The sequence below is a fragment of the Methanococcoides seepicolus genome (assembly GCF_023684405.1).
Lineage (GTDB): Archaea > Halobacteriota > Methanosarcinia > Methanosarcinales > Methanosarcinaceae > Methanococcoides > Methanococcoides seepicolus.
In genome coordinates this window covers 1-13,819 of record NZ_JAGSOI010000023.1, presented here as the reverse complement: position 1 = coordinate 13,819, position 13,819 = coordinate 1, and the positions used below count along the sequence as shown (strand labels likewise).

Annotated in this window: 17 protein-coding genes; 6 read left to right on the top strand and 11 right to left on the bottom strand. The window is 41.9% G+C overall.

The window, feature by feature from the left end; all coding sequences use genetic code 11:
* Positions 1-70: 70 nt before the first annotated feature.
* The 3 genes from KDK67_RS07035 to KDK67_RS07025 form a co-directional block, all read right to left on the bottom strand.
* Positions 71-553 carry a 3-isopropylmalate dehydratase small subunit gene (locus KDK67_RS07035; protein WP_250868103.1) on the bottom strand — a complete coding sequence of 161 codons (483 nt, stop codon included), beginning with the start codon at positions 551-553 and terminating at the stop codon, positions 71-73.
* A 120-nt stretch (positions 554-673) separates the two neighbouring features.
* Positions 674-1,615 (bottom strand): aminopeptidase, encoded by a 942-nt coding sequence (locus tag KDK67_RS07030; RefSeq protein WP_250868102.1) that lies wholly within the window; start codon positions 1,613-1,615, stop codon positions 674-676.
* Between the two features lie 67 nt (positions 1,616-1,682).
* Positions 1,683-1,883, bottom strand: a complete 201-nt coding sequence (locus KDK67_RS07025; protein ID WP_250868101.1) for a hypothetical protein — start codon at positions 1,881-1,883, stop codon at positions 1,683-1,685.
* A gap of 49 nt (positions 1,884-1,932) precedes the next feature.
* Here KDK67_RS07025 and KDK67_RS07020 point away from each other — a divergent pair, with 49 nt between their 5' ends.
* Both KDK67_RS07020 and KDK67_RS07015 read left to right on the top strand, forming a co-directional pair.
* Entirely contained in the window at positions 1,933-2,538 is a 606-nt protein-coding gene (locus KDK67_RS07020; RefSeq protein ID WP_250868100.1) for a diacylglycerol/polyprenol kinase family protein, read from the top strand.
* A 38-nt stretch (positions 2,539-2,576) separates the two neighbouring features.
* On the top strand, positions 2,577-3,065 hold the full coding sequence (locus KDK67_RS07015; protein WP_250868099.1) for a hypothetical protein: 489 nt from the start codon (positions 2,577-2,579) through the stop codon (positions 3,063-3,065).
* 143 nt (positions 3,066-3,208) lie between these two features.
* On the opposite strand, the gene KDK67_RS07010 is transcribed toward KDK67_RS07015, so the two are convergent.
* Positions 3,209-4,276, bottom strand: a complete 1,068-nt coding sequence (locus KDK67_RS07010; protein WP_250868098.1) for a formate--phosphoribosylaminoimidazolecarboxamide ligase — start codon at positions 4,274-4,276, stop codon at positions 3,209-3,211.
* Positions 4,277-4,463: 187 nt separating this feature from the next.
* On the opposite strand from KDK67_RS07010, the gene truA reads away from it, so the two are divergent.
* Together truA and KDK67_RS07000 are read left to right on the top strand one after the other, a co-directional pair.
* Positions 4,464-5,291 carry a tRNA pseudouridine(38-40) synthase TruA gene (gene truA, locus KDK67_RS07005; protein WP_250868097.1) on the top strand — a complete coding sequence of 276 codons (828 nt, stop codon included), beginning with the start codon at positions 4,464-4,466 and terminating at the stop codon, positions 5,289-5,291.
* Entirely contained in the window at positions 5,288-5,851 is a 564-nt protein-coding gene (locus KDK67_RS07000) for a M48 family metallopeptidase (protein WP_250868096.1), read from the top strand. The genes truA and KDK67_RS07000 overlap by 4 nt, the downstream gene beginning before the upstream one ends.
* Before the next feature lie 26 nt (positions 5,852-5,877).
* On the opposite strand, the gene KDK67_RS06995 is transcribed toward KDK67_RS07000, so the two are convergent.
* The 5 genes from KDK67_RS06995 to KDK67_RS06975 form a co-directional block, all read right to left on the bottom strand.
* A complete protein-coding gene (locus KDK67_RS06995) occupies positions 5,878-6,912 on the bottom strand; it encodes a TRM11 family SAM-dependent methyltransferase (RefSeq protein WP_250868095.1) in 1,035 nt (344 codons plus the stop codon).
* Positions 6,913-6,920: 8 nt separating this feature from the next.
* On the bottom strand, positions 6,921-7,208 hold the full coding sequence (locus tag KDK67_RS06990) for a YunC family protein (RefSeq protein WP_250868094.1): 288 nt from the start codon (positions 7,206-7,208) through the stop codon (positions 6,921-6,923).
* Between the two features lie 95 nt (positions 7,209-7,303).
* Positions 7,304-7,921: a hypothetical protein gene (locus KDK67_RS06985; RefSeq protein ID WP_250868093.1), complete on the bottom strand. Its 618-nt coding sequence runs from the start codon at positions 7,919-7,921 to the stop codon at positions 7,304-7,306.
* Positions 7,922-7,933: 12 nt separating this feature from the next.
* On the bottom strand, positions 7,934-8,827 hold the full coding sequence (map, locus tag KDK67_RS06980; protein WP_250868092.1) for a type II methionyl aminopeptidase: 894 nt from the start codon (positions 8,825-8,827) through the stop codon (positions 7,934-7,936).
* A 35-nt stretch (positions 8,828-8,862) separates the two neighbouring features.
* Positions 8,863-10,038, bottom strand: coding sequence for a M24 family metallopeptidase (locus tag KDK67_RS06975; protein ID WP_250868091.1), 1,176 nt, complete (start codon positions 10,036-10,038; stop codon positions 8,863-8,865).
* A gap of 254 nt (positions 10,039-10,292) precedes the next feature.
* Between KDK67_RS06975 and KDK67_RS06970 the strand changes: the two genes are divergently transcribed.
* Positions 10,293-10,598, top strand: a complete 306-nt coding sequence (locus KDK67_RS06970; RefSeq protein WP_476738627.1) for a DUF5658 family protein — start codon at positions 10,293-10,295, stop codon at positions 10,596-10,598.
* A 157-nt stretch (positions 10,599-10,755) separates the two neighbouring features.
* Here KDK67_RS06970 and KDK67_RS06965 read toward each other — a convergent pair whose 3' ends face one another.
* Positions 10,756-11,778, bottom strand: a complete 1,023-nt coding sequence (locus KDK67_RS06965) for a glycosyltransferase (protein ID WP_250868089.1) — start codon at positions 11,776-11,778, stop codon at positions 10,756-10,758.
* Positions 11,779-12,316: 538 nt separating this feature from the next.
* On the opposite strand from KDK67_RS06965, the gene KDK67_RS06960 reads away from it, so the two are divergent.
* Positions 12,317-13,294, top strand: a complete 978-nt coding sequence (locus KDK67_RS06960; RefSeq protein ID WP_250868088.1) for a glycosyltransferase family 2 protein — start codon at positions 12,317-12,319, stop codon at positions 13,292-13,294.
* A gap of 164 nt (positions 13,295-13,458) precedes the next feature.
* Here the strand turns inward: KDK67_RS06960 and KDK67_RS06955 are convergent.
* A partial coding sequence (locus tag KDK67_RS06955; protein ID WP_250868087.1) for an IS1 family transposase occupies positions 13,459-13,819 on the bottom strand: 361 nt, incomplete at its 5' end.

Sequence of the window (13,819 nt, the reverse complement as noted above, 5' to 3'; positions counted from 1 at the left end):
ATTTTTTTTATATTTTAGTCGGTCAGCAAAAAACTCAACAAAATATCAAATCAAAAACAAGGAAGGAAGATCAGTTAATGATCTGCCTTGTGTATTCCTTTAAACCGCCGGCATCTACGATCCCGCGGACAAAATCAGGTAAAGGTGTAGCCTGGTATTTCTCACCTTTTGTAATGTTCTCAATAATACCGGATGCAATATCAACGGTAAGCTCGTCTCCATCGTCGATCTTGTCGGTATCAGGGCATTCCAGAAGCGCAACACCGATATTGATCGCATTCCTGAAAAAGATCCTTGCGAACGACTTTGCGATGACGCAACCTACCTTTGATCCCTTAAGGGCAATAGGTGCATGTTCCCTTGAAGAACCACAGCCAAAATTGTTACCTGCAACAACGATGTCGTTTTCCTTCACATTCCCTGCAAAATCAGGGCGTACGCCGATAAAAGTATATGGGGCAAGTTCCTCTGGTGTGTTCATCACGAGGTATCTGCCCGGGATGACTGCATCAGTGTCCACGTCATCTCCGAATTTCCAAACTCTTCCTTTCATTATGATCACCGGTGATATTCTAAATAAATGCGATATCCTATGCTCTGATTATAACGTTTAGTTATTTAAGTACTTTCTACCGGCATAGCACTGCCGGTATAAAAAGTTGGTGCAGTTCTCTTAAGCAAAACGCTTGACATTCAGGTCAATTCCATCGACAAGGACCGTTGGGCCAGTAATTATGCCATCAAGGTGCAGGTCAACTTTCACATCGCCTCCAAAGGTGGAATTATCTCCCAATGCAATATGTATCGTTCCTCCCACTTTTTCATCCTCTAGGATGACTCCGATAAGGCGTGCTGCAGGATTTATGCCTATGCCGAGTTCTGCAATATTACGCCCGTCAGTACCCACGCTCTCCACCATTGCCTCGAGTTTCTCCGCACCTTCCCCTTCAAAGCTTACTGCTGAACGGTCTTTTATGTCAACGATCAATGGCTTATCCAGTAACCCGATACCTCCCATGGAGCCATCAATGACAGCCCTGCCGTTCACATTCTTCGGGGCAATGTACATCTCTCCTGCCGGAAGGTTGGATGTCGTACCTTTCTCATGGCACATTCCTGTATCGGCCATCCATTCACAGCCTTCCACATCAAGGATAAGGTCTGTTCCCTTCTCAGTAGTGATACGAACCTCTTTCGATCCTTTAAGCGTCTCCAGAAGTTCGTCCGCAAGCTTTCCGATTTCCTCATAATCTGCATTCAAACCACCTTCCTGCATCATGGTCAGATTGATCCCTGGCATCGTAGCTGTCCGGGTACCGTTATCAGAAGCTTTCTTACGTGCCTGTGTATGGGTCAGTGACTTTGAAGCAGGGGCCAGAACTACATCTGCGTTTTTCATGGCCTCCTCCACAAGGGCAGGCGGTTCAGCACCGTGCTGCTCTCTGGGTTCCATTGTAAGCAATATGGCCTCACAACCCGCATCCACTGCGGAATCATAGAGTGCCTTTGAGATCATCTCATCGGTGCATGTATCGGTGACAATAAGCACTGTCTCACCCTTCTTCGCACCCATGCAGGTGTTAATTACCATGTCTGCGCTTTTCTTAAGTTCCATTAAATATCCCTCCGGTTCAATGCATTTGGCTCATTGCCGCCATGCCAGCTGTATCTTGGTCTCACTTTTACAAGATGCGTGCTCTCTGATGTATCATCAACAACAAAAGCAATACCTCGCTCGGCTCCCTTTTTGTTATGGAATCTCCTATGTTCTCTTTCATATATGTCGGACGCATGGCTTCCATGGCCTCGCTATCATCTCTCCTGCCGAGTATGTATTGCTTCTTCACAACACCGGCATTAATGGCATCCTTCGGTTTTATCATTTAGTTCTAATCAATAACTAAACATATATCATTTTTCTTTGGTGAGCTCATGTCAGAATATTTCATATGTAGTGTGCAAAAGGTCCGGTCTTATTTGCCAATAAGAAAAGCAGTGCATATCAGCGGGTCTCTTTTTCCATTGATAGCTATCTATTTTGGCAAGAATGTTGCATTAGGGATGGTAAGTGCTCTTCTCATTCTTTTTTTAGTGACCGAGCTCGTCAAACCGGTATTAAAAGAATATTCTTTCTTCCCTTCCCTCTGGCGTGAAAGCGAATCAGAGGGCTTTGCATTGGCACCTTTTTTATATCTGATCTCGATCCTTGCCCTCCTGCTTCTTTCCTTTAGGTTGAACGAAGGTATTTGTTATGCATCTATAATTGTGCTTGGCATGGGGGATGGGCTTTCAACAATCTTCGGAGTACATGGGAAAATGTGCTATAGGGGTTCTTCTAAAACGGTGGAAGGCACTCTTGCAGGGCTGATCGGTGCTATCATTTTCAGCTATCCGCTTGTAGGGTATCTGTCGATAGTCGGTGGGCTTGCGGGAATGTATCTTGAATTGAGGTCCAAAAAGCTGGATAATATAACAGTTCCCTTTTCAGCCCTGATCACTATGCTTATTGTACAGGGATTGGTAAATGTTTATATATAAATGGTTTAATATATTGGCAAGTTATTACAAATGGAGTTGTGAAAATAATCCCCTATCAGTATCTTTTGGTTATTTCATGCCTCATTCTGTCCATTGCAGCCTCTGGATGTGTGGATATTGGCAATGATGTGGATGAGCTTGGGGAATCGATATCCCAGGCTAGAACAGACCTTCAGTTCTTACAATGGGCAGCCAATTCCACTGGGGTCATTCTCGATGATTATAGCAACATCAAGAATGCAACGTCTGAGCGAAACACTGTTTTGATGGAAGGATCTGGCAGAACTTTAAAAGAAGATTCAGAGAAAGCTCTCACTGAGCTGGACAGCTTTTCAGTTTCTCCTTCCCTTCAAGATGTAGTGGCCGAATACAGGGATTTTCTGCAACGGTCCTACAATTGTGGGGATTTCGTAGAAACCAACTCTCAGACCTTAGATCTTGAAGCACTGGAAAAGACCCTTGAGATGATAAATGAAACTTCAGACCTGTTCAGTGAGATCTCAGAGATGGTCGAACAAAGAAATTAAGCTCTTTGAAGTGGTACACGAATGGTTGCAATACTGCATTTTTGTAACACATCCTTCATCGTTACAATGATAAAATATAAAGTATGCCATTGAGTTCCGGCCGAGTGCCGCATCAATGGCGCTTATGAAAAATACAAGGGCATTTATGACAAAATAAGGTCCAGCTTGCCTGTCTTGGCTCCCAACTTAATTTCCTGTGCGATCCTCTTTCCTGTGGAAAGATTTTCCTCGATCATGTCTGAGTAGGGAGAGCCTGATGTGTAGAGATTGGTGCCTGCAACTATACGGGCGGATATCTCAAAGACCTTGATCTCAAGTTTGTCGGTGAACACGGTCTCGAGACAGAACGGTCCGATCATACCGCCAAACAGACCGAGGGACTCCTCAACAACCTTCTCTCCAAGTGCGAATATGCGTGGCAAAAGGGATTCTCTTGCGACAAGGGGGACATTTCCTGTAACTACATATGTAGGGTGAATGCCTGCGTCTTCAAGTTCCTTCGGGGAACCGAGCCTGAATATCTCGTCAGCGTTCGACTCGACCCTGCGGTCCATGCTGAGCATCTCAAGTATTCCTTCGCTTAACTTGTATCCTTCTTCTCTTATTGGGGAGTAGAAGAAGTGGAGATAATAACGTGTACCGACAATGAACTCCTGTACAGTGTGTTTCTCGTTAGGGTCAATATATTCCTTGAACTCTTCATAGTCTTTGGCAATAAAGAAACCCCTGCCACCTTTTGCACCATGGTACTTGACCATTACCGGGCTTTCGATCTTTTCAGGATCGACGATCTTTGGCATGTGTATACCTGCGCCTTCAAGCCATTCTCTTTCCTTGTCCCTGTCAGACTCCCATTCAAGCACTGCCCTGTTCCCAAAGGTTGGTACGGCTAACTCGGCGAAACTCTTTGTACCCATATATTCAACAAAGGAACCGTGAGGTATTATAATAGCGTTCTTGCTGACAAGTTCTTCCGCTATCTTTGGTATGTCGGAATAGCTTTCTACGACAATATACTCATCAGGTTTTGCTTTTGGAAATGCATCATAAAAACGTGGTGGCTGACCTACACAAATCCCTATTGTTCTTAGTCCCTCTTTTCGTGCTCCATCGAATATCTGGAGGCTTGAGTGTGAGCAAACAGTTGCAATAGCAAGATCATTTAGATCATATTTGCTGATTATCTCAGAGATTTGTTGTTTTGATATCATAGTTTCGCCTCAAAAATTTACAACAAATTGTATTATCTGTTATTTAACTTTACGGCATAAATAAACAATGGATAGAAATATCATGTTTAATTAGGATCTTTCAACTGTCCGCCATTTACAAAGAAATTACTAATTTAAATCGGAACTCTATTATAGTGAAAGTTCCATAAACCTCATAAGTGATTCCATGAGAGTTGCACTTAAAATCGCATACATAGGGTCGAATTTCCACGGGTCCCAGGTCCAGCTTAATGATCCGACCGTGGAAGGCGAACTTTTCAAAGCATTGAAAGAACTTGGGATCATAGAAGATCCACGATCGGCTAATTTTATAAGTTCAGGAAGGACTGATTCAGGTGTACATGCAATGGGGCAGGTGGTGGCCTTCGACACGGATGCACCAAACCTTGCAATGCCCCGTGTTATAAACTCCATACTTCCAGGCACGGTCTGGGCATGGGCCCATGCGATAGTTCCTGATAATTTTGATCCCCGAAGACATGCCTTGAGTCGCAGCTATCGTTATATACTGTATGGCGAACAGTTCGACATTTCCAAGATCCGTTCCGCATCAAAGCTCCTTCTTGGTTCTCACGATTTTGCTAACTTTTGTACTTCCAGAGGAGTTAACAGAACCGTTAGGATCGTTGAACGTATTGACATAAGGGTCAGTGGCAATCTAACCCGCATAGATGTCGAAGCTAACAGTTTCCTCTGGAACATGGTTCGCAAGATAGTGGCTGCTTTGATGATGGTGGGAAGCGGGGTTCGTGACGAAGAGTGGCTTGCTCAGATGCTAGATCCGGAATCATACGAAGAAGGGCTTGAACCGGCACATGCTTATGGTCTGGTCCTTATGGATGTGAAGTATCCTATCCCTCTCGAATGGGTGGAAGATGGCTATGCGATACGAAGGGCACATGAACGTGTGCACGACCATCTTGTTCGCTACCGGGTCATGGCAGATATACTCAGTCATCTGTTCCCTTCGGAATCTTCCGATGAACTACTATGAGTGCGGAAAATTCTATCAATCTCAAAGGGCTGGATATTCCTTATAGTCTTAACTATGGTAGGGTGAAGAGTCCAAAACTGAAATATGGTTCTGGCAAATTGGAGGTATCGGTCCCTCTAAATTTCAAAAAATCCGAAGAGCTCCTCCATAAACATAAATTGTGGATCTACAGGAGACATGTGGAATATACAAATACTATTCATGAATCTTCCTCAAAGGAACTTCTGAATAGGTCGGAGGAAGAATTTAAGGGAATTGTGATGTATCATGTCAAAAACATCTCTGATGAACTTGGGGTAATACCTGAAAAAGTGACCTTTCGTAAAATGAAGACCAAATGGGGCAGTTGCAGCTCAAAGAAAAGGGTGAACCTCAACATGCATTTAATACATCTCCCCGAATCTTTCATTGAATATGTGGTCTTCCACGAGATGGCACATTTGATCGAACTAAATCACAGCCTCCGTTTCTGGAATGTCATTGATTCAAGATATGCAGATCGGAAAGAATATGACCGTCAGCTTTCAGCATACTGGCATCTGATACAAGAGACCAATTGATGCTGAAACACCGGTTGGAATTCCCTTTACTTTTGCAGTACCGTTATCTTGCGTGTGAGGCTTTTGTGTACTCTTTGCAAGTATCTGTCCTTTATGGTAAAGCCTGCCTTCTCTACAAGCTCAGTGACATCTATCTCTGAAACGATTATCGCCAGTTTTCCCGGTTTCAAAACCCTGAACATCTCAGCAAACGAGTGTTCGTAAAGGTGATGCAAGGATTCTGCCTCTACCCTTGCCGACCTTCCGTATGGCGGGTCGGCAATGACAGCATCTACTGACTCATCCACAAGGGGGACTTTACAGGCATCTCCCATCATCATGGTCTGGTCTGCATTGAAGTGTCGAAGGTTCATGTCTGCCCCAACGGCTATCTTGTAACGAACTTCCAGCCCGAGCACAGTAGCTCCCACAAGGCCTGCTTCAACGAGTATCCCCGCTGTTCCGCAGAACGGGTCAAATACCACATCTCCCTCTTTTATCAATGCCATGTTCACAAGAGCCCGTGCAACACGTGGACGCAAGACCCCCGGGTAAAAGAATGGCTTCTTATGCGGTGCCCGTTCTTCGTAAGCACTTCTGTCCACTGAAGCGATAACACTGCCTAAAACACATTTTTCAGAAAGGATGGCTCGGAATTCCACATCAGGGTCCTTTAGGTCTGCATTGAATCCCTTCCTGTATATGGCTCCTCCGACACGTCTTTCGATATCAACACATTTGATGGTCGTATTGTGCCTGACACGTTTTGCCCGCACCACATACTTCTGCCCTTCATTGAGGTGCTCAGAAATATCACATCCTTCCGCGACCTCAACTATGCTTTCTATCTCTGTGGGGCAGACATCTATGACCTTCAGGATGTGGTGTGTCATTGCTATCCTTTTTGCCACCTCCCTCAGCTTATGTAATACTTCCTGTGGTTCACCTTCAATATCCACAACAAGGCAGTGCTCAAAGTATTCACTCTCTCTATATTCCAACTCTACAAGGTCAAGGCAGGCGAGAACCTCTGCGCGTGGCAGGTCCTCGTGTTCCCCTGACAGTTCAAAAGCGTATAACATGAGAACTTTCAGAACATCAGCTCAAGGGCTTCATGTCCCTTCATGCCGGGTTTAACGCCAAGTGCCTTCGCATGCCCTGTGACATCGATCACTTCGGCATGCAGTACGTCTTCAAACTCGTCAACGCCCCTTACCTTGGCGGCAACATCGCCTAACCTTTCTGCTATCTCAGTGTCAAGGTATCCGCACATCACAAATCCCTTGTCAGCCTTTATAACAAGCAGTGGTGCGTTCCCCATGTCGAACTTAAGGCCAATGGCCGTACCATTTTCAAGTGGTATCTGTTCTATGATCATGATTGAAAAAACAATTTCAATTTAGATTAATGTTTTGATAGGATAGTCGCATTAACAAGAGCTGATGGTGGAAGATGTCCGAATGCATCCGTTCATTAGTCTTTCCTGCTAAACTCAACCGTTGCCAAACCCTCAATTCCAAAATGACCACTGATCACTGTACGATTGTCAATTGTTTCAACAAATCGACTATCAATGCCTTCGGTGGCAATTACTTCCATTCCTTCAGGCATTGTGATGGTCAGACCGGTATTTGCTTCTCCATCAAAGCTCACACTATCTCCCAGCTCGAAAATATCCTTCTCAAAAGTGTATGTGACAAAATATCTGTTATTGATAATATCGGTCTTGTCAGTACTTCCCAGAACACTTCTGGATATTTCGGCATCCACCTCAAAAACGTTTACATTCTTTGCAGAATTGTCGAACATCACATCCAGTTCCTTTCCAAGTGAACCATAAAGCCTACTACGTATACGGTGGTCCAGCTTCATGAGTTCCCATGCACTGATATATCCATCCCCATTCCCAACGTTCTTGTCCGCATAAGAACGAAATGCTCCGACATCTTCACCGGAATAGCTCTCTTCATAGCTCCATGACATCCCATCTTCTTCCAAGATAATTGTGTTCTTCCATTCGAAGGCAGATGAGGGGGATGCTATCATGGCTACGGTGAGCAATGCCAGCAACAATGTCGGAATATACCGCATTCTATCCTATCCTTACTTGGTTATCACTTTACAACCATCGTCAGTGACGATGACCGTATGTTCTGCTTGTGATACCAACCCGCCACCAACATCCTTTAGGACCGGGTAGGATGTGAGAATGCCTGCTTTCTCAAGTTGCATCAATGAATAATCGAGCTTATCCGACTTGAGCCACCTTTTGGCAAAAGGCAAAGTTCTGTACTGCTCCAGTTCCTTGAGAACTTTTCTGACCGCAGGCAATCGTATTGGTTTGTGTCCAATTACCTGGAATATCTCTGTCAGGGACCCATCTGCCACTTTTCCTGCACCATCGGTGGCAAAAGGTTCTATCGCAAAGATATCTCCTGTTTTGATCGTCACCCCTTGGCCAATATGGCGATTTGGGATGCTGGGTGGTACATGTGCGAGATATTGGGCGACACCATGACCTGTAAGGTTTGCAATAGGCTTGAAGCCATGTCCTGTGATCGTATCCTCGATGACAGCCCCTATCTCTGCAGTATTGATCCCGTTCTTGATTATATCAATGGCTGCATACAGCGCATCTTCGGAAGCCTTTACAAGATCGGAGTTCTCATTCGTAAGGTCGACCGTAATGGCCGAATCTGCAATGAAACCGTCAATATGCACGCCGAGGTCAAGTTTCACCACATCCTCTGCAAAGACCGTTTCATCTCCTATCAGTGGGGTGGCATGGGCAGCCTCATCATTTCTTGAAATGTTACATGGGAATGCAGGCAATCCTCCAAGTTCGATGGTTCTCTGCTCGACAAAATCAGCGACTTCCAGAAGGGTCGTGCCTATCTTTACCTTCTCTTTTGCCTCACTTCTCACAGTTGAGAGGATCTCTCCTGCATGCATGTATTTGCCGATAATCTCTTCAATATCCTCAATTTTCTCATCCATATGTGTACACCAGCCTTTGATAATAGGGTAAATGTTCAAACTACAAATTCCTTTTCCATTTTTGTCAGATTCTCAAAACCATCTGCGGTTATGACTACCATATCTTCGATCCTTATCCCGCCAAGCTCCGGATAGTAGAGTCCCGGTTCTATCGTAACGACATGGCCTTGCTTAACCTCTACTTCCTGCAGGGAAACAGAAGGTAATTCATGTATGTCCAATCCTACACCATGCCCGGTCGAGTGAATGAAACCTACCTTCGAATCACTTCTTATGGTGCCATACCCTCTCTTTTCGAACTCGTCACAGACGGCATTATGCACATCACTATAAAGGATCCCTGGTCTTAATACTGCAAATGCTGCTTCCTGTGCTGCATGGACTGCTTCATACATTTCCTTTAGTTTTTCAGGAGCTTCCCCTTTAAGGACCGTCCGTGTCATATCTGCAAAATAGCGACTTCTTTTGTTGCGGGGGAATATATCAATGACTATGGGTTGGTTGGCCTTGATATCTCCCTCTCCCTCCCAATGGGGGTTTGCGGAATTCTTACCGCAGGCAACAATCGTGCTTTCTGCTTCACAGCCATGGTCCAGAAGGGTGTGTTCGATGGCTATACGTATGGTCTCAGAGGTTATGGGCACTTCATCACTGTATAGGACACCTTCTTTGACCTCAGACCTTGCAATTATATTAATGGCAGTTTCCATTGCTTTCTCACAAGCAAATTGTGCCTCTTTTATCTTCTCGATCTGTTCCTTGTCCTTCCTTGTCCTCAGTTCCTTGAAAGGGCTCTTTGCAGGAATGATAGTGAACCCCAGCTCTTTCAGTGTCTGGGCAGTAAAAAGGGGAAAATCGCGCGGTACCATGATGTGTTTAGCACCCATTCTCTGGAAGACCGCTGCCAGACAATCACAGTATGCGAGTTCGCCATCCTTCCTCTCTTTCATCTTCTCACTAAATCCATATTCCTGCATTGTTTGTACGGTCTCGACCCGGGCCTCTATCTTTGCCCTGCCCAGTTCCATGCTGGAAACGATAAGGGTCTCTTCTCCATTTTTTGTCTGTATATATGTGAATGGGTCCGCTGCCAGAAAATGTGTTGTGTAATACACATCTGCATTATTCGAGTTCCCCATTATCAGGAAAGCATCACATCCCTTTTCTGTAAGCTGAGAGGTTATGTCTATGTTGTTTTCTTTCTGTTCCATATTATTGGGATTGTTGTACTAGTACATAAGCTTGCAGTTTTTGTCATTCAGGGGGCTTATATTTTTCAATACCACTTTCAAAAGCTATCATTGAAAACTGTGTGGACATCAGCATTAGATATGTGGGCATACGGTACATAACAATGAACATGGGATATTATCACTATGCAACAAGTGTTTTCCACACATAATCTGGAATCTGTAAAAGAATTCAATGATTTCCTTTACGATATCCGGTAATCCTTGTATTCTATGTGCTGGGCGACTTCATAACCACAGCTAAAGCTCTTAATTATGGGGTTGAGGCAAATGGGTTTATGGCTTTGGTAATGGCAGAGTTCGGAGTGTGGGCGCTTTTTGCTTTAAAATTGGTTTTTGTCCTTACAGTGCATTGGATCTATAAGGGCGCATTTTCGTCCTCCGAAAAGCAAAAGACAGATCTCTGGCCAATGATGAAGGGTTTGATCACATTTGTTGGTGTTTTTCTTGTGATCAACAATCTTCTGGTCATATGGGGGTCTTTCAGCCTTTTGCAGTTGCTTGGGATAGTTCCATTGTGAGCTGCATACCTTTTTATTTAGAGGATACAACGCCTTAAATGAAAAGGGATCAGACTCCAAATATTATATCTATGATCTTGTGAGCGGTTTGATAATAATTATGGGAGACAATAAGAAAAATAGGTGTAACTCACCTATTCATCTCTTTTTATGAAAATCAAACTTTTTCCCTTTCAACTGCTTTCCATACATGCATTCCCCTAAACATGCGTGTCAGGCTAACAAGCAAGTATATCTGATGCCATATAAAAGATGATACCAGATTAGAGCGCACATTTCCTGAAAGCAACGCCAGGAAAAAACCAATCCATACCAATATGCCATTAAACAAATTAATCTGTCCAAGTAAGTATGACCACAATATCACACTTGTGAAAAAGGCAGCCGGAGCTATAAAGAACATCAAAAATCTCAAGGGGAAAATGAACATCCCGAATTTCCCATACTTTGGAGATATTAGATCTAAATTGTATAGTGTTGCCTCAAGAAGTCTTGCTGAACGGCGCAGTTTCTGACGACGTTGTTGGCTGAGATCGCCTGTGATGTATTCATAGAATCTTGCATTTGCTTCGTAAATACATCGGTAACCATTATGAATGATCTTGAGGGCCATTCCTGCATCTGATGCTCCGTGGGTCTCAGGGATTGGTGAAAATGCTTTTTTCTTAAGGACAATTAGTGGTCCATTGAAACAGTATGTTGAATGGATGTTGCTTTCCCATGTACACATTTTTCCATAGACTGAGCGATATGCTTTTTCTGAGCTGGTAGTGAAGGATTTTTCTTTTATTATGGGTTCAAGTTCTCCACACACTGCTCCGATATTTTCGTCACTCAGCAATCTTCCGATAGCATAATTAAGGGCATTCTCTTCAAAGGTCACGTCAGCATCGGTTGTCACAACTATGTCTGTGTTGGCTTTTGAAACTCCCAGATTAACCGATGCGTTTGTCCCTGTACGTTTCTCTTTGACAATTACTTCGCCGGATATGCCGTATTTTTTGAATGCTTGGTTTGCAAGTTCCACGGTATTGTCAGAAGATTTGTCATCCACAACGATGGCATGGATATTTTCTGTGGGGTAGTTAATATCCTTTATATTTTTTATTTTATGATCAATCACTTCTTCTTCATTGTATGTAGGAATTACAACAGTTGTCTTTGGTTGGCTTTTGGGCAATAGTTGAGTATTTTGCCTTGTAGAAAATATAGCAACCACATAGATAATATAAATTGATATAGGGATGATAGTTGCTAATAAGGTTAATTTGAATAATAAAGTCATAATATAGAACTTGATGTCTTAATTGAATATATTTTTTATTGATAAATCAAAAAAGATAAGGTATGGATTTTACTTTCCACAGATGTATCTCAAAGATACTCATTTTGTATGCTGATTTTAACACGCATCAAAAATTCGTAAACTAGCATGTATTATCAGGGTTTAACAAAAAGAGTTGTAGACATTTGTTGCGCTAGCACTTTGAAGTGATATCAAAAGAAATCTGTGGGAAGTAAGATTATTCCTGGAGTTTTGTAGATAAAGTTGCTATACTTGTCTGCAGACGATAGATTTGTTGCTTTTTTTGTGGCTTAAGTAAATTGAAACATTAATTTTTAAACAAAGTCATGGGTAACGTTAAACTAGTAGAGCTTTCCACATAAGCCATTGATAAAAACATAAAGTGTAGTGAAATATAGCTCATGGTGTATTTATGCAAGTTTCGGTAATTATTCCCACATACAAGAGAGTAAATGATTTAAGTGAGTGTCTTGATTCAATTTTTGTCCAAACAAAAATGCCTATAGAAATAATTGTTATTGATAATGCAAATGATTTCGAAACTGAAAGATATATGGAATGTAAAGCAAACATATGCGGTGAGGCTGGCATAAATCTTAAATATATAAAAAATGGTGATCTAAATAGCGCGACAATAGCTCGAAATATAGGGGCAAAAAAAGCTATTGGTGATATATTATTGCTCTTAGATGATGACGTGATATTGGATGAAAATTTTGTTGAAGAAATTCTATATGTATATAAGAAGCATCCAAATGCAATTGGTGTACAAGGCTATATCACAAATAGATCACTTTATAATATTAATTCAATAAGGAAATTATTCTTTTTGACTCATTCGAAAAAAGATACAAACAAATTGCTTCCATCCATACAAAGTATCTATGCAGACCCCTTAACCAAAATAATAAATTGTGAATGGTTAATGTCAGGATGCACTTGTTACAAAAAAGACATAGTTAGTGAAATAAAATTTGATGAAAACATGTATAAATACTGCTCTGGAGATGACGTAGATTTTTCTTACCGAATTTCACAAAAATATCCTAGAACACTTTATCAAACACCTTTTGCAAAGTTGATACATAAAGTATCAGATTCTGGTAGAGCTCCAAAAAAAGAAGCTATATTTACATCGCATATATATCATACATATTTGTTTTATAAAAATGTTGATCAAATTCTAAAAAATAAACTTATATTTATATGGAGCAAAATTGGACATTTAATTATTAAATGTGGAGAATTTATATTAAAACCTTCTATGAAGAATTTTTGGACAATTATATATATAATTTATGCTTATGCATATTGTCTAAAACATATCAAAAGTCTTAAAAAAGGTGACCTCAGATCTTATACAAAATTATTGCTGAAAGGCTATAATTGATTTGGTTTTAATAAATTGGCTCTGTAGAAATCCTCATTTGGATAATAAAAATAACCTTGGCATACCTGTCAAGGTTCTTCACCATATTTTTTTCAAGACAGAGAACATCGTTTCCACCAGATTTCTATTATGACCCAAGTTTGACAGTTAAAATTAAGGTATTGTTAACTAAACATAGCTAACTCTTTATTTCTGTACTTCATCAAAAGAAGAACAGAGTACTTCAGCATTTCAAGACTCTTAGTATAACACTTTGACTTTCTTCTCAATCTTGCCAGAAAGTGCCTAATTATGCTGTTATATCCTTCAACAGTATATGTTTCAGCTTTGGATTGAGTATGAATTTTTTCTGGAAGAAACTCTGCATATGCCCTCCAGTGATCAGTCATCACTTCTCCAATCTCCTTCCCCTTTAACTTTTTCCAGAGATTTAGTCCTGTTTCCGTCCCCCTGCCACCAAAAGAGCAGTCGATGAACCTTTTTCCATCTCTATCAACAGCAATCCAGATCCAACAATATTTTTTT

What these genes read in the sequence shown, in the direction of transcription:
- KDK67_RS07035 (WP_250868103.1), bottom strand. Translation starts at nt 553, where the DNA reads ATGAAAGGAAGAGTTTGGAAATTCGGAGATGACGTGGACACTGATGCA.
- KDK67_RS07030 (WP_250868102.1), bottom strand. Translation starts at nt 1,615, where the DNA reads ATGGAACTTAAGAAAAGCGCAGACATGGTAATTAACACCTGCATGGGT.
- KDK67_RS07025 (WP_250868101.1), bottom strand. Translation starts at nt 1,883, where the DNA reads ATGATAAAACCGAAGGATGCCATTAATGCCGGTGTTGTGAAGAAGCAA.
- KDK67_RS07020 (WP_250868100.1), top strand. Translation starts at nt 1,933, where the DNA reads ATGTCAGAATATTTCATATGTAGTGTGCAAAAGGTCCGGTCTTATTTG.
- KDK67_RS07010 (WP_250868098.1), bottom strand. Translation starts at nt 4,276, where the DNA reads ATGATATCAAAACAACAAATCTCTGAGATAATCAGCAAATATGATCTA.
- truA (WP_250868097.1), top strand. Translation starts at nt 4,464, where the DNA reads ATGAGAGTTGCACTTAAAATCGCATACATAGGGTCGAATTTCCACGGG.
- KDK67_RS07000 (WP_250868096.1), top strand. Translation starts at nt 5,288, where the DNA reads ATGAGTGCGGAAAATTCTATCAATCTCAAAGGGCTGGATATTCCTTAT.
- KDK67_RS06995 (WP_250868095.1), bottom strand. Translation starts at nt 6,912, where the DNA reads ATGTTATACGCTTTTGAACTGTCAGGGGAACACGAGGACCTGCCACGC.
- KDK67_RS06990 (WP_250868094.1), bottom strand. Translation starts at nt 7,208, where the DNA reads ATGATCATAGAACAGATACCACTTGAAAATGGTACGGCCATTGGCCTT.
- KDK67_RS06985 (WP_250868093.1), bottom strand. Translation starts at nt 7,921, where the DNA reads ATGCGGTATATTCCGACATTGTTGCTGGCATTGCTCACCGTAGCCATG.
- map (WP_250868092.1), bottom strand. Translation starts at nt 8,827, where the DNA reads ATGGATGAGAAAATTGAGGATATTGAAGAGATTATCGGCAAATACATG.
- KDK67_RS06975 (WP_250868091.1), bottom strand. Translation starts at nt 10,038, where the DNA reads ATGGAACAGAAAGAAAACAACATAGACATAACCTCTCAGCTTACAGAA.
- KDK67_RS06960 (WP_250868088.1), top strand. Translation starts at nt 12,317, where the DNA reads ATGCAAGTTTCGGTAATTATTCCCACATACAAGAGAGTAAATGATTTA.